Genomic DNA, 18,357 nt, shown 5'->3' on the forward strand with positions numbered 1-18,357 from the left:
GATGCGGCGACCGAGCTTACAAGGACGTACTTGCAGCGACCCCTGCGCACTCCCCCCCGCCCGGCCAAGCACGGCTTTGCCTTCGGATATCACCCACCACGAGGGGCCCAGCCGTTGGCCGAAACCCTCACCCCGCCCGCAACGCCGCCGCCGCCGCCCAGCGCGTGGCCACCGCCGGTGCAGTGATGCACACCGCCTGGTCGGTCACGGTGGTCACCGCGCGCTCCAGCAGCTGGATATCCGCTTCGTGCTGGCGCGCCACGTGTGGATCCTCAAAGAAGATCGCGCGCTGGCAACGCCCTTCCAGCACCCGGTCGGCGATCTGCGCATCGCCGCCCATCGGGCCACTCTGGTAGCGGGTCACCCAGGGAGTATCACGGGGCCAGCCACGGCTCCAGGCCAGCTCGTTCAGGCGCTGGCCGGTGGTGCCGGTAGCCACGCGGTCGCCGAACCGTGCCAGCACGTCGAAGTGGGTATCGGCAAAGGCCAGCATCGCTGGCTTCATCGCATCATGCGCGATCAGCGCCAGCGTCTGTGCCTCGAACGCATGCAGGTCGTCGGCGCCGGCATCGGCCGGCAGACCGGCATGGATGCGTTCCACCTCGACCCAGTCGCGCGCGGTGGCCACGGTCGAAATGAACGGCTTGCCGTGGATCACGCACTGCCGCTTGAGCGCGGTTGCCTCCGGGAACACCGATGAGGGATCGACCGGGTCGATCAGGTAGATCGCGCCATCCAGGGTTCGTTCCGGGCCCATGCCCACCACTTCGGCCACCAGCTTCATCAGGCCGCCGTCGCGACCGTAGGGATAGCGCTTCAGACCGGCGTAGCCCTCCAGCAACCCCTGCCGTTCGATCGCGTCATGGGTCCGCCCCACTGCATGCAGGTAGACCCCCAGTTCGCGCAGGCCGGCCTCGCTGGCGTGCAGCCAGCGGAACAGTGCCGCGCGCGCATCGTGGTGGTGGAGACGGTTGGCGGCCAGGCCGATGCGCATCGAATGCTCCGCAGGTACGGGTAGAAGCGGCAGTTTATGTCGCCATCCGCCAGTGCGGATGCATTTCCAACTTTTCCCATTGCGGTTGGGCGCCACCTCGCTAGCGTGAAGAACAGCGGTAGCTCTGCGCGGCCGTGGTTCCTGCCCGCGAGACGAGGACAACTACCGTGAATGCCGTCGGCTCCCGCGCCGCCGCCGCCGCCGTCATGGCAGTGCTGATGCTGCCAGGCATGGCGCGGGCGTCCAGCTGTGGGCATCCCCTGCAAGTGGCCTGGCCGTCGGATCGGCCCCCGTTGTCCTCGCAGAAGCAGGGGCAGCCGGCCGGACTGATTGCCCATCAGTTGCAGGCGCTGGGCACGCAGGTCGCGCTGCGTCCGGTGCCATTGCCGGCGGCGGCACTGGCCGACCGGCCGCTGCCGGCGGGGGTGCAGGCGGTGCTGGGCTGGCCGCGCGCGCAGCTGCCACCCGGCTGGGTGGCCAGCCGGGCCTACCTGCAGGTGCCGCAGGTGATCGTGCGCCGCCAGGGCGCACCGATGGTACTGGGCCTGGAAGACCTGCGCGACCGCACGGTGGCCAGCCCGGACCGGGTGCCGCTGGCAGCACGGCTGACCGAACAGGCCCCGGGCGCGCAGCTGCTGGCGCCGGCGCCGCTGGGCGACGCCCTGTCCCTGCTGCGCACCGGCGTGATCGATGCGGTCATCGCCAATGTGGGCGAAGTTGAAGCCGCCCTGCGCGCGATGCCGGGCGATCCACTGGTGATTGCGGCACCGGCGGGTTTCGATGACGCGCTGGTGCTGGCAGCAGAGCCGGCCTGCGCCGGGGTCGTGGCCGCGTTCGACCAGCAGCTGGAACAGCTGGGCGACAACCAGCGCGCCGCCATCGCGCAGGCATGGCTGCCGCACGCACCGCGCGCGCACGGCACTACCTCGACGCTGCGCTGGCTGGTGCCGACCTCGCTGGCGCTGCTTGCGCTGATGCTGCTGCACGCCTTCGGCTACTGGCGCGTGCATCGTGAAAGCGCCCGCCGCCGCGCCATGGAGCAGCGGCTGCGGGAGGTCACCGCGAATCTGCCTGCGGTGGTCTACCAGGCGCGCCGCACGGCGTGCGGCCACTACAGCGTTACGCAGATCGCAGGCGACGTGCAGGCCCTGTTCGGGGTCAGCGGCGAGGCCGCGCGGATCGACCACAGGCAGCTGCTTGCCGCCGTCCATGCCGACGATCGCAGCCGGGTGATGGACTGCATCGAGAACGCGGCCTTGATGCGTGGCCCGATCGATGTGACCTTCCGCACCCGGGTTGCGCAGGGCTGGCGTTGGGTTCGCTCGCAGGGGCGGCCGCTGCGCTGTGACGACAGCAGCGTGGAATGGAGTGGCTACTGGATGGACGTCAGCGAGGCGCAGTCGCGTGCCGTGGAGCTGGCCGAAGCGCGCCGTGCCGCCGAGCAGGCGGCTCTGGCCAAGAGCCATTTCCTGGCGACCATGAGCCACGAGATCCGCACGCCGATGAGTACGCTGCTGGGCATGCTCGAACGCCTGGCCGACAGCCGGCTGGACGCAGGCCAGCGGCAGGTCCTGGCCACCGTGGGTGATGCGGCGCAGATGCTGCGCCAGATCCTCGACGATGTGCTGCATGGCCAGCGCCTGCAGGCCGCGCCGTTGCAACTGCGTCCCACCCACCTGGCCACGCTGGTCCAGGGCGTGCAGCAGCTGCTGATGCCCGTCGCTGCCAGTCGTGGCCTGTACCTGCGCAGCGAGCTGGACCCGGCGTTGCAGGCCTGGTCGCTGGCCGATGGCCTGCGGCTGCGGCAGATCCTGTTCAACCTGGCCGGCAACGCGCTCAAGTTCACCCTGCACGGCGGTGTGACGTTGCGGATCGAGGTGGTCGAACCGCGCACCGGTGGCCAGCGGCTGCGCCTGCAGGTCGTGGACAGCGGCGTGGGCATCAGCGTGGAACGCCAGCACGCGGTGTTCGCTGCCTTCGAGCAGGCCGAGACGTCGACCACGCGCCGCTTTGGTGGCAGCGGCCTGGGCTTGTCGATCTGCCGCGAACTGGCCACGTCGATGGGCGGGCAGCTGCAGTTGCGCAGTGTGCCGGGCGAAGGCACCACCGTCTGGCTGGAGCTGGAGCTGGCGGCCAGCGCGGCACCACAGGAGACCGTGGCGCCGCCGGCCGTGCCCGCCGCCGCACTGCCGGCGGCACGGGTGCTGGCCGCCGAGGATCATCCCACCAATCTGGGTCTGCTGACCCAGCGCCTGCGTGCGCTGGGCCTGCAGGTCCAGGCGTGCGCGGACGGGCAGCAGGCCTGGGCAGCCTGGCAGGCGCAGCTGTTCGATCTGGTGATCACTGATTGCCACATGCCGGGCATGGATGGCTTCGCGCTGGCACGTGCCATCCGTGCCGATACCTCCCGCAATGGAGCGTGCGTACCGATCATCGCACTGACCGCCAGCGTGCTGGCGAGCACGCGCGAGGCCTGCCGCGCCGCCGGCATTGATCACTTCGTGGCCAAGCCGGCCGAAACCCGCGAGCTGCACGCGCTGCTGGCCGCGCTGTTGGCGCCGGCCTCAGTGCGCCAGTAGCCGCACGATGCTGGCCGCGGCATCGCGGCCTTCGGCGACCGCCGTCACCACCAGATCAGCACCGCGCACGGCGTCACCGCCAGCGAACAGGCGCGGATGGGCGGTCTGGAACGGCAGCCGGTCCTTGCCGCCGGCCACGATGCGGCCATTGCCCTGGCTTTCCACGCCGTGTTCGGCCAACCACGGCGGCAGGCTGGGCGAGAAGCCGAAGGCGATGATCACCACGTCCGCCTCCAGCAGTGATTCGCTGCCGTCGATCGGCACCGCGTTCTGGCGGCCGTTGGCATCGGGTTCGCCCAGACGCGTCTCGACCACGGTCACGCCGATCACTTCGTCATCGGCGCCGGCCTCGATCGACAGCGGCTGGCGGTTGAACAGGAAGCGCACGCCTTCTTCACGCGCGTTGGCCACCTCGCGCGCGCTGCCCGGCATGTTGGCCTCGTCGCGCCGGTAGGCACAGGTGACCTTGGCCGCGCCCAGGCGCACCGCGCTGCGCACGCAGTCCATGCCGGTGTCGCCGCCCCCCAGCACCACCACGCGCTTGCCGTTGAGATCGGGCAGGGCGATGGTGTCTTCCCAGCCGGCAATCGGCCGGCGCTGCGGATCATCGCCGCTGACAATGCGGCTGTTCTGCACCAGGAACGGCAGGGCCGGCAGCACGCCCTTCAGGTCCTGGCCGTCCAGCCCGCCATCGGTGTAGCGGTACGCGCCGGTGCCGACAAACACCGCATCGTGGGTATCCAGCAGCTGCTGCATGCTGATGTCGCGACCGATCTCCACGCCGAGGCGGAACTGCACGCCCATGCCTTCGAGTACTTCGCGGCGGCGGTGGATCACGTCCTTGTCCAGCTTGAAGCTGGGGATGCCGAACTGCAGCAGGCCGCCAATCTGCTCGTAGCGGTCATAGACCACGGCGGCGATGCCGGCGCGCGCCAGGCGGTCGGCGCAGGCCAGGCCGGCCGGGCCGGCGCCGATCACCGCCACGCGCTGGCCGGTGGCCTGCACCGCACCCAGGTCCGGACGCCAGCCGGTGGCCAGCGCGGTATCGACGATGTACTTCTCCACCGCGCCGATGGTGACCGCACCGAACTCCTCCAGCGTGCAGCTACCTTCGCACAGGCGGTCCTGCGGGCACACCCGGCCACACACTTCCGGCAGCGGGTTGGTGCTGTGGCACAGCGTGGCCGCCTCGTGGATGCGGTTTTCCTGCACCAGCTGCAGCCACTGCGGAATGGCGTTGTGCACCGGGCACTTCCAGCTGCAGTAGGGGTTTCCGCAATCCAGGCAGCGACCGGCCTGGTACTGCGCGTCTTCCTTGCCGAATTTTCCATACAGCTCGCCCCAATCGCCGGAGGTACGCAGCTCCACCGGAATGCGCTGCGGCATGGTGCGGGGCAGGTCAAGGAACTGGAAGGCGTGCTTGCGGCTCATGGCGGGCTCTGTGGTGTTTTCCGGATGCCGGCCAGCGGCCGGCACTACAGCGGTGGGGAGGTCGGGGCGCCGGTTGCGGACGGCACCCCGCCGTGTCACGCCGCGCGGCGCAGGGTTTCGGTCAGCGACTCGATGCTGGCGGCCTTGGGTTTGACCAGCCAGAACTTGCCGATGTAATCGCGGAACTCGTCGAGGATCTGCTGCGCCCAGATGCTGCCGGTCAGCTCGCGGTGGCGGCCGATCAGGCGGTGCAGGTGCTGCCGGTAGTTCTCGAAGCCCTCGGCGGAGACGCGATGGATGTCGATCAGCTCGTGGTTGTAGCGGTCGACGAAATCGCGGTCCACATCCAGTACGTAGGCCAGGCCTCCGGTGAAGCCGGCGCCGAAGTTCAGGCCGACCTTGCCCAGCACCAGCACCACGCCGTCGGTCATGTACTCGCAGCAGTGATCGCCGGCGCCTTCCACCACGGCCAGCGCGCCGGAATTGCGCACCGCGAAGCGCTCGCCGGCGCGACCGGCGGCAAACAGCTCGCCACCGGTGGCGCCATACAGGCAGGTGTTGCCGATGATCGCGGTGCTGCGCGCCTCGAAGCGCGCGCCGCGCGGCGGGCGCACCACCAGGCGGCCGCCGGCCATGCCCTTGCCGACGTAGTCGTTGGCTTCGCCTTCCACTTCCAGATGCAGGCCGCCCACGTTGAAGGCGCCGAAGCTCTGCCCGGCACTGCCGCGGAAGCGAAGTTCCAGCGGTGTTTCGGCCATGCCCTGGTTGCCGTGCGCACGCGCCACCGCACCGGCCAGGCGCGTGCCGACGCTGCGGTCGGTGTTGTGGATCAGGAAGCGATGCTCGCCGCCGCGCTTGTGCTCGATGGCCGGAGCCAGCAGGCCATCCATCTGCGTGGCCAGGCTGTCCGGCGATTCGTACAGGCGCTGGGCGGCGCAGTGGCTGCCCTCATAGCGGGCATCGGCCAGCAGGCGCGACAGGTCCACCCGCACGCCCTCGCGCGGCGCCGCGTCGATCTGCCGCAGCAGGTCGGTGCGGCCGACGATCTCTTCCAGCGACCGCGCGCCCAGGTAGGACAGCCAGCCACGCACTTCTTCGGCCAGCAGGCGGAAGAAGTTCTCCACGCGCTCGGGCTGGCCGGTGAAGTGGTTCTCGCGCAGGCGCTCGTCCTGGGTGGCTACGCCGGTGGCGCAGTTGTTGAGGTGGCAGATGCGCAGGTACTTGCAGCCCAGCACGATCATCGGCGCGGTGCCGAAGCCGAAGCTGTCCGCGCCCAGCAGCGCGGCCTTGACCACGTCCAGGCCGGTCTTCAGGCCGCCGTCGGTCTGCAGCAGGGTGCGGCCGCGCAGGTCGTTGGCCAGCAGTGCCTGGTGCGCTTCGGCCACGCCCAGTTCCCACGGCACCCCGGCATAGCGGATCGAGCTGACCGGCGACGCACCGGTGCCGCCGTCATGGCCGGAGAGGGTGATCAGGTCCGCACCGGCCTTGACCACACCGGCGGCAATCGTGCCCACGCCGGCATGGCTGACCAGCTTCACCGACACCAGCGCGGTGGGATTGACCTGCTTGAGGTCGTAGATCAGCTGCGCCAGGTCTTCGATGGAATAGATGTCGTGGTGCGGCGGCGGCGAGATCAGGCCGATGCCCGGGCGTGCGTAGCGCAGCCGCGCGATCAGCTCATTGACCTTGTGGCCGGGCAGCTGGCCGCCCTCGCCGGGCTTGGCGCCCTGCGCGACCTTGATCTGCAGCACCTCGGCATTGACCAGGTACTCGGCGGTCACGCCGAAGCGTCCGGAGGCCACCTGCTTGATCTTGCTGCGCTTTGCAGTGCCGTAGCGTGCGGGATCTTCGCCACCTTCGCCGGAATTGCTGCGGCCGCCCAGGCGGTTCATGGCGATGGCCAGCGCCTCATGCGCCTCGGGCGATAGTGCGCCCAGGCTGATGGCAGCGGTATCGAAGCGCGGGAACAGTTCACTGGCCGGGGCCACCTGGTCCAACGGCGTCGGCGCAGCGGCCGGTACCAGTTCCAGCAGGTCGCGCAGTGCCGACGGCGGCCGTGCATGCACCGCATCGCAGTACTGCTGCCATGCACGCGGGTCACCGCTGCGCGCCGCGCGCTGCAGGGTGGTCACCACGTCCGGGTTGTACATGTGGTATTCGCCGCCGTGCACGTACTTCAGCAGGCCACCGACATCGACGTCCTGCTGTGCGTCCCAGGCCTGCGCGCACAGTTCGCGGGCATCGGCATCCAGGCGTGCGAAGCCGGCACCGCCGATGCGTGAAGCGGTATCCGGGAAGCACAGGTCCACCACTTCCGGTTCCAGGCCGATGATCTCGAACAGCTGCGCGCCGCGGTAGCTGGCCACGGTGCAGATGCCCATCTTCGAAATGATCTTCGACAGGCCCTTGTAGATGCCCTTGCGGTAGCGGCGGCCGATCTGCGACTGCTCGCCGCCCTTGCTGAGCTTGAGGATGCCGCGGCGGCCGAGATCGAACAGGGTCTGGTAGGCCAGGTACGGGTACACCGCCGTGGCGCCGAAACCGAGCAGGCAGGCCATGTGGTGCGGATCGCGCGCGGTGCCGGTTTCGACGATCAGGTTGACGTCGCAGCGCAGGCCCAGCCGCGAGAGGTGATGGTGAATGGCGCTGGTGGCCAGCAGCGCGTGCACCATCGGCCGCCCGGCCACCGGGTAGCGGTCGGACAGCAACAGCATCACCATGCCGTCGCGCGCGGCCTGTTCGGCCTCGGCACAGATGCGCTCGATGCCGGCACGCAGGCCTTCGTCTTCGCTGTAGGACAGGTCGAGCAGGCGGTTGGCCTGCACGTACTGGTCCATTTTCAGCAGCTGGCGCAGCTTGCGCTGGCTCAGTACCGGTGAGTTGAGGATGACGTGGTTCACCGTCTCCGGGCCGGCATGGAAGATGTTGGTCTCCTTGCCGAGCTGGGTGGACAGGGACATCGCGCAGTCTTCGCGCAGCGGGTCGATCGGCGGGTTGGTGACCTGCGCGAACGCCTGCCGGAAGTAGTCGTAGAGCGGGCGGCTGCGCTGGCTGAGTACCGCCATCGGCGTGTCGTCGCCCATCGAGCCGGTTGCTTCCTGCTCGGTCTCTGCCAGTGGCCGCAGCACCTGCTCCACTTCCTCGCTGCTGAGCTGGTACAGCTTGTGATAGCTGCGCAGGGTGCCTTCGTCGAAGGGCTCTTCCACCAATGAGGGATCGATCAGTTCGGTCTGCAGGTAGGTGACGCCCTGCTGCAGCCACTGCTTGTACGGTGCGCGGCCGCGGTTGATGCGGTCCACCGCGTCCGAATCGAGCAGGTCACCGCGCTTGAGGTCGATGGCCACCATCTCGCCCGGACCGAGCTTGCCCTTGCGCACCACGCGCTCGGTCGGCACCTCCCACACGCCCGCTTCGGAGGCGACCAGGAAGTGGCGGTCGGCGGTCAGCATCCAGCGCGCCGGGCGCAGGCCGTTGCGATCCAGCGTACACACCGCATAGCGGCTGTCGCAGGCGACGATGCCGGCCGGGCCGTCCCACGGCTCGCTGTTCAGGCCGTGGAACTCGTAGAACGCGGCCAGGTCCGGATCCTTGAACTCCAGTGACTGGGTGGCCGGCGGTACCAGGATGCGCAGCGCCTGGATCAGTTCCATGCCACCGGCCACCATCAGCTCCAGCATGTTGTCCAGGCTCTGCGAGTCCGAACCGTGCATGGAAATGACCGGGTCAAACTCGCCGATATCGAAGCGCGGCGTCTTCCACACCTTGCTGCGCGCCTGCGCCCAGCGCCGGTTGCCCTCGATGGTGTTGATCTCGCCGTTGTGGGCCAGCATGCGGAACGGATGCGCCAGCGGCCAGCGCGGCAGCGTGTTGGTGGAAAAGCGCTGGTGGAACACGATCGCGCTGGAGGCCAGTTCGCGGCGCTGCAGGTCCGGGAAGAAGCGGCTGAGCTTGTCCGGCAGCACCATGCCCTTGTAGCTGATCGCATCCGGGGTGAGCGTGGTGACGTAGAAGTCGGCGTGGTCGCGCAACTGCTGTTCGCTGCGGCGGCGGGCCAGGAACAGTGCCAGTGCGAAGCCGGCGTCGTCCTGGCCGACACCGGCATCGACGAACACCTGTTCGATGCGTGGCAGCGTGTCGCGTGCCAGCTGGCCGCAGACGCTGTTGTCGGTGGGCACCTCGCGCCAGCCGGCGACCTTGCAGCCCACCGCTTCCACCTGTGCCTGCAGCTGCGCACGGCAGGCCTGCGCCGCGTCGGCATCGTGCGGCAGGAACACCAGGCCGGCAGCGAAGCGTGCGGAGACGGCGATGCCGGCTTCGCTGGCCAGCAGTTTCAGGAACGCATCGGGGCGGCGCAGCAGCAGGCCGCAGCCATCGCCGGTCAGGCCATCGGCGGCGACGCCGCCACGGTGGGTCATGCGCGAAAGCGCGGCAATGGCGGTATCAACCAGCAGGCGCGAAGGTTGATCGTCGAGCTGGGCGACCATGCCAAATCCACAGGCATCGCGCTCGGAGCGCGGGTCGTAAAGCCCTTGGCGGTTGCGGGGGGCCATCTCTACCTCGATGCGTATAGGGTTGGCGGCGACACTCGTCCCCGCTCATTCCCTGGAGCGCATCGTGAGGCCACCGGATGCCTCGACTAGATCACAGGTTGCTGCAACGCCGCAATACACGGTTGCAGGTGCAACGGAAAGCGCCGGCACCGCTGTGCCGGCGCGGGTCGGACTCAGCCGCAGCGCACGCCGCTGACCTGGTCCTTGGCGTCCACTTCGATGTTCAGCCGGTCGCCCAGGAATTCCATCGTGGCCACATCATTGGGCTTGAGCACGCGCACCTGGCTGGCGCCGGCATCTTCCTGGGCCTGCTTGCCCAGGGCATCGGTGTAGGCCTGGCCGACCAGGCTCTGCACCTGGCTGGCGTCGCAGCTGCCGACCGGCGGTGCCTCGGTCGCCTTGCCCGCTTCGTCGGCGGGGGCCTTGGCGGCCTCGGCGGCCTGCTGCGCATGGGCCGTGGCCGAATCCTGTTCATCCAGCGCCGGCGCCTGGCAGGCGGTCAGGGCCAGCACGGACGGCAGCAACAGGGCGGAGAGCGAACGGGCGCGAATCGGGAACGACATCATGACTCCGGAAGGGCTTGTGAAAGCCCGAGCATAGCGGCGAACCGGCCCTCACGTGTTTGTCTTGCGTTATCGACAGGATCACTGCACGCCACCGGCAACACTGCCGGGCATGCCAACGCCCCCCACTCCGGAACAACAGGCTGCGCGCGCGGCCGGCCTGCGCTATGTCGACGACACCCAGCCGGGCATCAGCCGGCGCCGCGCCGGCAAGGGTTTCAGCTACCGCGATGCGGATGGCCACGCGATACGCGACGCCACCACCCTGCAGCGGATCCGCGCGCTGGCCATTCCACCGGCGTACACCGCGGTGTGGATCTGCGCGCACGCCAATGGCCACCTGCAGGCCACCGGCCGCGACGCGCGCGGGCGCAAGCAGTACCGCTACCACGCTGACTGGGCCAGGCAGCGCGATGCCGGCAAATTCGACCGCATCATCGCCTTTGGCGAGGCCCTGCCCACATTGCGCCGGCGCCTGTCGCGCGATCTGAAGCGACCGGGTTTTCCCCGTGAAAAAGTACTGGCCGTGGTGGTGGCGCTGCTGGCCGACACGCTGGTGCGGGTCGGCAATGAAACCTACGCACAGCAGAATCGTTCGTTCGGGCTGACCACCCTGCGCAACCGGCACCTGGAGCTGCTGCGCGGCGGCCGGGTGCGCATGCGCTTCCGTGGCAAGTCCGGGCAGTTGCAGGAGGTGACGGTGGGTGACCGCCGCCTGGGCCTGCTGGTGCGGCGCCTGCAGCAGCTGCCCGGGCAGGCGCTGTTCCAGTACCGCGATGACAACGGCGCACCGCAGCCGGTGGATTCGGGCGCGGTGAACGACTACCTGCGCGAGGTCATGGGCGAGGACTTCACCGCCAAGGATTTCCGCACCTGGGGCGGCACCGTGGCGGCAGTGCAGGCGTTTGCCGCCACCGAGCTGCCGGAACCGGCCAGCCAGCGCGCGCTGGCCCAGGCGCAGCGCGCGGTGGTGTGCGAGGTGGCAGCGCTGCTGGGCAATACGCCGGCGGTGTGCCGCAAGGCCTACATCGACCCCTGCGTGTTCGCCGGCTGGGAGCGGGGTGAACTGGCGAAGCTGGCTGGCCTGCGCGGGCCGCGCCAGTGGGAGCAGGCCACGCTGAAGGTGCTGCGCCGGGCGCGGCAGCTGGCCAGGCGCAGCGGTGGCACATAGCGCCCAGCATGCCCGGCGGCTGTCAGCCGCAATAAATGGCCGTGATGTTGTTGGTGCGGCCCTTTTCGATGGTCAGGCGGTCGCCGCCTTCGCTGGCCGGTGGCACGCGCGGGCCGTCGTGGCGCAGTACCTGCACGTGCAGGCTGTCGCTGTCCACGCGCGCGCGTTCAACGGTAGCGGCTGATGCCGCCAGGCCCACCGCACCGCGCACCCTGTCGCTGTGGCACTGGCCGGAAATGACCCCGTCGATGGGCTGAACCTGTGCCATCGGCGTGCTGCTGCAGGCGGCGAGGGCAAGGCAGACGGCGGCGGTGGCGATGGCATGTTTCATTCGGGCGTTCCTCGTGTGATTGCGTGCAGGGTGCGACGGCGCGCGTGGTGGCGGAATGAATGCCGTACACGCTCTGGACACGGCGCGCTCACTGGCGCCGACAACCTGGATGGCGACACTGCACGAGCGGCGCACGCCGCCCCCGGTAGTGCCGGCCGCTGGCCGGCAGCCCCTTTCCCTCCCGAGGAGACCTGCATGGCCACCACCAGGAAGACCCCCGCTCGCCGCAAGGCATCGCCGAAAGTGCGTAAAGGCAGCACCCCAACCAAAACGGTCGCCGACCCCGATCGCCCGCGCGTGGTGAAGACCGCCACCCGCAAGGCGGCTGCCAGCGACCCGCGCGCGGCACGCGTGGCCTCGCGGCAGCGACGCCTGCAGGACCAGGAGAAGGCCAAGGACGCCCGCGCGGCCAGGAAAGCCACGAAGAAGACCGCGACCCAGGCCGGCACACGGCGCCAGCCGGAGTCGATGCCTGCGCAGCAGCTGGCCAAGCCCGGGCATGAACACGCACTGGAGCTGGCACCGCGCTTCCTCGCCCCGGATTACGTGGGCAGCGGCAAGCTGAAAGGCATGCGCGCGATCATCACCGGTGGCGATTCCGGTATCGGCCGTGCGGTGGCGGTCCTGTTCGCACGCGAGGGAGCGGACGTGGCCGTGCTGCACCTGGATGAAGCCGAAGACGCCGACATCACCCGCCAGCACGTTGAGCGCGAGGGTGGCCGCTGCGTGGTGATCGCCGGTGACGTGCGCGATCCACGCTTCTGCAGCCGGGCGGCGAAGCAGGTGGCCAAGGCGTTCGGCGGCATCGACATCCTGGTCAACAACGCCGCGTTCCAGCTGCACTGCGAGCGCCTGGAAGACCTGGAAGATGCCCACCTGCAGGAAACGCTGCAGACCAACATCGGCGGCTACATCCAGATGGCGCGCGCGGTGCTGCCACATCTGGGCGAGGGCGCGAGCATCATCAACACCGGCTCGGAGACCGGCATTTTCGGCAGCAAGGCGCTGATCGACTACTCGGCCACCAAGGGCGCGATCCATGCGTTCACCAAGGCACTGGCCAGCCAGCTGCTGCCGCGTGGCATCCGGGTCAACTGCGTGGCGCCGGGCCCGGTGTGGACGCCGCTGAACCCGGCCGACAAGAAGGCGGAGGACGTCGCTGAGTTCGGCAAGGACAGCGACATGGGCCGGCCCGCGCAGCCCGAAGAGTTGTCGCCTGCCTACGTTTTCCTGGCCTCGCCAGCCTGTGCCAGCTATATCAGCGGGGTGATCCTGCCGGTGATGGGCGGGCCGCACGGCTGACGCGCCGATTCTGCCGGAAATGGCCGTCGGCGCGGCCGATGCTCCGGTCGTGCCGGCCGCTGGCCGGCAGCCTCAGGGTACGGTCACCGCAGGCGCATAAAGATCGGCGATGCGCGGAATGAACCGCTGCGGATTGGCACCGACCAGGTTGGTCAGCACCACCACCGCCACGCCGCGGTCCGGGTAGACGATGAAGGCCGAGCGCGCGCCACCGATGCCGGCCACCTGACGGTCCGGTGCGGTCTGCAGCACCGGCCATCCGGCGGCCCAGGGGCCGGGGCGACCATCGGCGAGAGGCTCGGCGGTCCACATGCGCACGCGCGCAGATTCGCCCAGCACGCGGCCGTCGCTGAGCGCGGCCAACCAGCGTGCCGTGTCATCGGCGGTGGTGAGGATGCCGCCGCCGGACCACAGGCTGGGCGGCACGTCGTAGAACCAGTGCGACAACCGTGGCGGTGTGTCGGCTGCTTCGGTCGCGCGCGGGGCCAGGCTGTACATCGTCGCCGCATCGGGTACCAGGTCGTAGCTGTCGCCGAAGGTGGTGCGCGACATGCCGGCGATGCCGAACTGGCTGCTGGCGAGGAAGCGCTCGTAGGGCATGCCTGATTGCCGCGCGATGATCCGCGCCAGCAGCAGGTAATTGGTCTGGTTGTAGGCGAAGCGCTGGCCGGGTGCGGCATCCATCGGCCGCGCGATCACGGCCTGCCAGGCCTGCGTCTCGGTACCTCCACCCAGCAAGCCATGCTCATCGAGGATGTCCGGCAGGCCCGAGGTGTGCGCGAGCAGTTGGCGCACGCGAACGTTCTGCCAGGCCGGCGGCAGCGCATCGAGATAGCGCGCCAGCGGCGCATCCAGATCCAGCTTGCCGTGCTGCGCCAACTGCGCGGCCGCCACGCCGGTGAAGGCCTTGGTGGCCGAGTTCAGCGGAAAGCGGGTGTCGCGCGATGCGGCAACGCCGTTCTCGACATTGGCCAGGCCAAAGGCCTCGGAAAGTACCACCTGGCCGTCCTTGACCACGGCCACCTGCAGGCCGGGAATGTGCTCGTCCTGCATGGTCTGGCGGATCAGGCGGCGGGTCTGCTCGTTGGCGCTGTCGGGATGGACCGGGGCGGCGGCCCCAGGCAGGGCGGCGAGGAGCAGCAGAAGCACGGGCAGCGTGGCACGGAGCATGGGGATTCCCGGAAGGTTGTCAGGAATCGGATGCGCGGAGTGGGCAGAAGGTTTAGTCCCCCTTGCCCCCTACCGTTCGTCGGCCCATGACTTCCGGGGGGTTGACTACAGTTGTCGTCACGCAGACAGTGACGACACGTGTAGTCAAGGGAGTGGTGTCATGCGTGGCAAGACGATCGGGGACCAGGAACTGGCCCTGCTGCAGTACATCGATGAACATGCGCCGGCCAGCGTGGGCGAGGTCGCCAGTGGCTACGGCGAAGCCCGCGGGCTGGCCCGTTCGACCGTGTTGACCATGATGGAGCGCCTGCGGGCGAAGGGGTATCTTCAGCGCAGGCAGCAGGACGGCGTCTACCGCTACCAGGCCACCCGTGGCCCGCAGAGCGTGCTGCAGGGCGCGGTGGCCCAGTTCGTCGACAACACCCTGCAGGGCTCGGTGTCGCCGTTCGTGGCCTACCTCTCGCAGCGCCAGCAGGTCAGCGACAACGAACTGGCCGAACTGGAAGCGCTGGTCGCCCAACTCCAATCGCGCCGCCACGAGGGCTGAGCCATGGACACCACGATACTGATCCCGATGTTGGAACGGCTGGGCTGGACCAGCCTGCAGACCGTGCTGCTGGTGGCCCTGGTGTACGGCGTGTGCCGTGCGCTGCCGTCGTTGTCGGCGGCCACCCGCTGCCGCCTGTGGTGGCTGGTGTCGCTGCAGGCCGTGCTCGGCCTGTTCTGGAGCCAGCCGCTGCAGCTGGCCTGGCTGCCGGCGCCGCAGGCGGTGGCGATGACCGCCACTGACGTTGCCGCTGATCTGGTCTACCCGCTGGCGCCGGAAGCCTCGGCGCAGCTGCTGGCGACGATGCCGATGACTGCACCGGACATGCCGACAGTTGCGTGGTGGGCGGTCGCACTGGCCGCGCTGTGGCTGTCCGGCGTGCTGCTGATGGCGCTGCGTACCTTCGGTGAGTGGCGCCGCTGCCGTGCGTTGCTCGCTGCGGCCCATCCCTGCAACGACGAGGCGCTGGTGCAGGCGCTGCAGTTGGCCTCCGATGCGCACGGCGTGCGCCCGGCACCGCGGTTGTGGATGAGCACGCAGGTGGACTCGCCGCAGCTGGTCGGGCCGTTCCGCCCGGTGCTGCTGCTGCCGGCCGGCGACAACGCCCTGCAGGGCGATGCGCTGGACCTGGCGCTGACCCACGAACTGCAGCACCTGCAGCGTCGTGACCTGCAGTGGGGCCTGTTGCCCGCACTGGCCCAGCACCTGTTCTTCTTCCACCCGCTGCTGCGCCTGTCGGTGCGCGAATACGCCCAGGCCCGCGAAGAAGCGGTGGATGCGGCGGTGGTCGGGCAGCACGGCGCCAGCCGCCAGGCCTATGGCCGCCTGCTGCTGCAGCTGGGCGTGGCACCGCAGCCGCATCTGGGTGTGGCCAGTGCCGCGCCGAGCACCACCAGCCTCAAGCGTCGCCTGCTTTCGCTGCAGCCGCGCAGGGCCTGCCCGCGCCTGTTGGCGATGGCGTTGACCGTCGCCGTGGTGGTGGTGGGCGTGGCGCCGATGCGGCTGGTGGCCGCGCCGGTGCCGCCGGCACCGCCCGCTCCGCCTGCGGCACCGACGGCCGCACCGCCGCTGCCGCCGAAGGCGCCCAAGGCACCGCCGGCGCCGCCGTCCTCCGCGCGCCTGCCGGCGGTTCCGGTTGCGCCGACGCCGCCTGCCGCACCGGCTGGCGCCGAAGAGATTTCCGGCCCCGATGACGCCGACGTGGCGGCCGATGTCGAGGCCGATGTGGATGTCGACACCGGCATGGAGGGTGGCCACACGACCTCGCACACCTCGTCCATCACCACCTACGGCCGGCTGGATCTGGGCCAGTCCCCGCCGCAGGCGTTCGTGCTGGTGGATGGTGATTCGACCTTCGCCAACGGCGGCATGGACGACGTGACGGTGGCCCGCAGGCAGCTCGGCAAGGGCCCGGCGCTGTGGTTCCGCCAGGGTGACAAGCGCTATATCGTGCGCGACCCCATGCTGATCCAGTCGCTGCAGCGCGCCTATGCCGGTGCGGTGGACCTGGGGCGCCAGCAGAGCGAACTGGGCCGCCAGCAGAGTGCGCTGGGGCGCCAGCAGAGTGACCTTGGCAAGCAGATGGGCGAGATAGGCCGCCTGCAGGGCGAGGAGGCGCGTCGCATGGGTCTGGCCGCCGCCGAGGCCGCGCGCAGTGCGATGGCCGCGCACGACATCAATCGCGAAGCGGCGGCGGAAGCAGCGAAGGCGGCACGGGGCGCGACCAATGATGCGGTCGTTGCACGTGAGGCAGCGCGTGAGGCCGCCGCGCAGGCACGCCGTGCGATGCAGGACGTGGACAAGGAAACCGCGCGGGCCAGCCACACCCGCGACATGCAGCGCCTGGCCAGCCAGCAGTCTGAACTGGCCAGCCGCCAGGCGGCGCTGGGCAGCCAGCAGGCCGCGCTGGGCGAGCGCCAGGCCCGCCTGCATGCGCAGGCATCGCAGCGGGCGCAGCAGGTGATCGCGCGTGCATTGGCCAGTGGCAAGGCCGAACGTCTCTGACCGGTCGTGCCGGCCAGCGGCCGGCACTGCCCCGGGGAAGTCAGCGCTGCAGCCAGCGTATCGGAAACGCGTCTGCCATCGCGGCATAGCCGGCATCACTGGGATGCAGATGGTCCCCGCTGTCATAGTCGGGACGCAGATGGGTCGGGCGCTTTGGATCGCGCATGATGCGATCGAAGTCGATGACCTCATCGACGCCCTGTGCTGCCCTGATCCAATCGTTCACGGCTTGTCGCTTGGTTTCTCCGGCGGCGTCGAAGTAGCCTGATCCTCCGTAGGGCAGCAATGTTCCAAGCATCACCTTGATCCCACGTTGCCGGGCTCGTTGCACCGAGACGCCCAGGGCGTCGATCAACTGCGCCGCAGACACCGCCTGCGGCGGATGCAGCTGGCCGATGCCGATATCGTTGATGCCCAGCAGCAGCACGGCATGGCTGGCACCGGACACCGCCAGCACATCGTGCCCGAAGCGCGACACGCCCGCTGGCCCGACACCATCATGCAGCCAGCGATTGCCGGCAATGCCGGCATTGACCACGCTGACCCCGCGCAGGTCTGCGCTGCGCACACGGTCATCGAGCAGGTTGGGCCAACGGAAATTGCGATCTACCGTAGAGCCGGCACCATCGGTGATCGAGTCACCGAAGGCGACCATGACCACAGGCCTGCCGTGAGCTGCGGGTGGCAGGCTTCCGGCAACGTCAATAGCGTCCAGCCAGTAATAGGCCCGCATGGTGTCGGCGGAGCGCAGCAGCGCTGCGCCGACCTGGTTGCCGGGTGCGCGGTAGTTGGTCTGCAGGCCGACCGAATGGGTGGTGACCACCGGCGTCGGTGCCATCACGTACAGGCTGACGGACAGTTCCGTCTGGTCAGCCACACGCAGGTTGATCCGATCACTCCAGCGTTCTTCACCGGGAGCGAGCATCAAGCGTGCTGAGCCGCTGAAACGCAATTGGCGCTGCTCGTGGAGGACGACACCATCGCCGCCCATGCTCGGCGCAACATGGATGTCTTCCAATGTCACCGGGGCCTTGCCGAACCGGTTGGAGAAGCGAACGCGCAGTGTTTCCCCGCCGCGCGAAAGACGTACGGTCATGCGTACGGTCTGGTCGGCCAGGGTGACGGGTGGAGGCGGGGGAACGATGTTGTCCGGAAAGGTGACGCCGTAGTCCTGCTGGGCGGCGAACCAGCTGGCGGACCAGGGGTGTCGCCCCTCATGTGCCGCCAGCGGCAGGCTGGTTGCCAGGCACAGCAGAGTGGCGAACAGACAGCCCAACCACCGTCGATGCCAATTCCTGATGCAGAACCTCGGCATACAGCACTCCTTGCAGTGTGGCTGGAAGCTTATCCCGCTGGCACGGGCGGATACCCGGCGCCAGCGGGACAGGTTGGGAACATCAACCGCAGCTGGCGCGCTCGATCCTGTTCTGCGCGTCCACCTGCACGGTCACCCGGTCCTGGCGGAAGTCCATGGTGACGGCCATGCCCGGCTTGACCACCCGCGCATTGCGCGCGCCGCTGTCGGCCACCAGCTTCTTGATCGTGGCTTCGTCGGCGGTCTTGCCGGTGAAGGCCTCGAGTGCCTCCGGTCTGCATTCGTGTGCAGCATCGGCCACCGGCGACGGCGCGGAATCGTGGGCGCCGCTGCTGCCGGCGTGGCTGCACGCGGCCAGTGGCAGGAAAGCGAAAAGGACCAGGGAAGTGAGGCGCATCGT

The 18,357-nt window shown here is 69.3% G+C and carries 13 protein-coding genes; 5 read left to right on the forward strand and 8 right to left on the reverse strand.

Going from position 1 to position 18,357, the window contains the following annotated elements:
- Positions 1-127: 127 nt before the first annotated feature.
- On the reverse strand, positions 128-994 hold the full coding sequence (locus ARC23_RS17540; protein WP_057498385.1) for a methylglyoxal synthase: 867 nt from the start codon (positions 992-994) through the stop codon (positions 128-130).
- Positions 995-1,200: 206 nt separating this feature from the next.
- Here ARC23_RS17540 and ARC23_RS17545 point away from each other — a divergent pair, with 206 nt between their 5' ends.
- Positions 1,201-3,573: an ATP-binding protein gene (locus ARC23_RS17545; protein ID WP_238985266.1), complete on the forward strand. Its 2,373-nt coding sequence runs from the start codon at positions 1,201-1,203 to the stop codon at positions 3,571-3,573.
- Here ARC23_RS17545 and ARC23_RS17550 read toward each other — a convergent pair.
- The 3 genes from ARC23_RS17550 to ARC23_RS17560 form a co-directional block, all read right to left on the reverse strand.
- Entirely contained in the window at positions 3,559-5,004 is a 1,446-nt protein-coding gene (locus ARC23_RS17550; protein ID WP_057498387.1) for an FAD-dependent oxidoreductase, read from the reverse strand. The genes ARC23_RS17545 and ARC23_RS17550 overlap by 15 nt on opposite strands.
- Before the next feature lie 95 nt (positions 5,005-5,099).
- On the reverse strand, positions 5,100-9,554 hold the full coding sequence (gene gltB, locus ARC23_RS17555) for a glutamate synthase large subunit (protein WP_057498388.1): 4,455 nt from the start codon (positions 9,552-9,554) through the stop codon (positions 5,100-5,102).
- A 173-nt stretch (positions 9,555-9,727) separates the two neighbouring features.
- A complete protein-coding gene (locus ARC23_RS17560; RefSeq protein WP_057498389.1) occupies positions 9,728-10,117 on the reverse strand; it encodes an I78 family peptidase inhibitor in 390 nt (129 codons plus the stop codon).
- Between the two features lie 112 nt (positions 10,118-10,229).
- Between ARC23_RS17560 and ARC23_RS17565 the strand changes: the two genes are divergently transcribed.
- A complete protein-coding gene (locus tag ARC23_RS17565) occupies positions 10,230-11,288 on the forward strand; it encodes a DNA topoisomerase IB (RefSeq protein WP_057498390.1) in 1,059 nt (352 codons plus the stop codon).
- 22 nt (positions 11,289-11,310) lie between these two features.
- On the opposite strand, the gene ARC23_RS17570 is transcribed toward ARC23_RS17565, so the two are convergent.
- Complete coding sequence (locus tag ARC23_RS17570) at positions 11,311-11,619, reverse strand: hypothetical protein (RefSeq protein ID WP_057498391.1); 309 nt, start codon at positions 11,617-11,619, stop codon at positions 11,311-11,313.
- Between the two features lie 195 nt (positions 11,620-11,814).
- On the opposite strand from ARC23_RS17570, the gene ARC23_RS17575 reads away from it, so the two are divergent.
- Positions 11,815-12,921: an SDR family oxidoreductase gene (locus ARC23_RS17575; RefSeq protein ID WP_057498392.1), complete on the forward strand. Its 1,107-nt coding sequence runs from the start codon at positions 11,815-11,817 to the stop codon at positions 12,919-12,921.
- A gap of 72 nt (positions 12,922-12,993) precedes the next feature.
- Here ARC23_RS17575 and ARC23_RS17580 read toward each other — a convergent pair whose 3' ends face one another.
- Positions 12,994-14,061: a serine hydrolase domain-containing protein gene (locus ARC23_RS17580; RefSeq protein WP_057498408.1), complete on the reverse strand. Its 1,068-nt coding sequence runs from the start codon at positions 14,059-14,061 to the stop codon at positions 12,994-12,996.
- A 190-nt stretch (positions 14,062-14,251) separates the two neighbouring features.
- Here ARC23_RS17580 and ARC23_RS17585 point away from each other — a divergent pair, with 190 nt between their 5' ends.
- Together ARC23_RS17585 and ARC23_RS17590 are read left to right on the forward strand one after the other, a co-directional pair.
- Positions 14,252-14,638 (forward strand): BlaI/MecI/CopY family transcriptional regulator, encoded by a 387-nt coding sequence (locus ARC23_RS17585; protein WP_019661969.1) that lies wholly within the window; start codon positions 14,252-14,254, stop codon positions 14,636-14,638.
- 3 nt (positions 14,639-14,641) lie between these two features.
- Positions 14,642-16,642, forward strand: coding sequence for a M56 family metallopeptidase (locus ARC23_RS17590; RefSeq protein WP_057498393.1), 2,001 nt, complete (start codon positions 14,642-14,644; stop codon positions 16,640-16,642).
- A gap of 40 nt (positions 16,643-16,682) precedes the next feature.
- Here ARC23_RS17590 and ARC23_RS17595 read toward each other — a convergent pair whose 3' ends face one another.
- Together ARC23_RS17595 and ARC23_RS17600 are read right to left on the reverse strand one after the other, a co-directional pair.
- Positions 16,683-17,957: an SGNH/GDSL hydrolase family protein gene (locus ARC23_RS17595; RefSeq protein WP_203226374.1), complete on the reverse strand. Its 1,275-nt coding sequence runs from the start codon at positions 17,955-17,957 to the stop codon at positions 16,683-16,685.
- 82 nt (positions 17,958-18,039) lie between these two features.
- A complete protein-coding gene (locus tag ARC23_RS17600; RefSeq protein WP_057498395.1) occupies positions 18,040-18,354 on the reverse strand; it encodes an I78 family peptidase inhibitor in 315 nt (104 codons plus the stop codon).
- Positions 18,355-18,357: the final 3 nt, after the last annotated feature.

Origin of the sequence: Stenotrophomonas beteli (assembly GCF_001431665.1) — a bacterium.
Taxonomy (GTDB): Bacteria; Pseudomonadota; Gammaproteobacteria; order Xanthomonadales; family Xanthomonadaceae; genus Stenotrophomonas; species Stenotrophomonas beteli.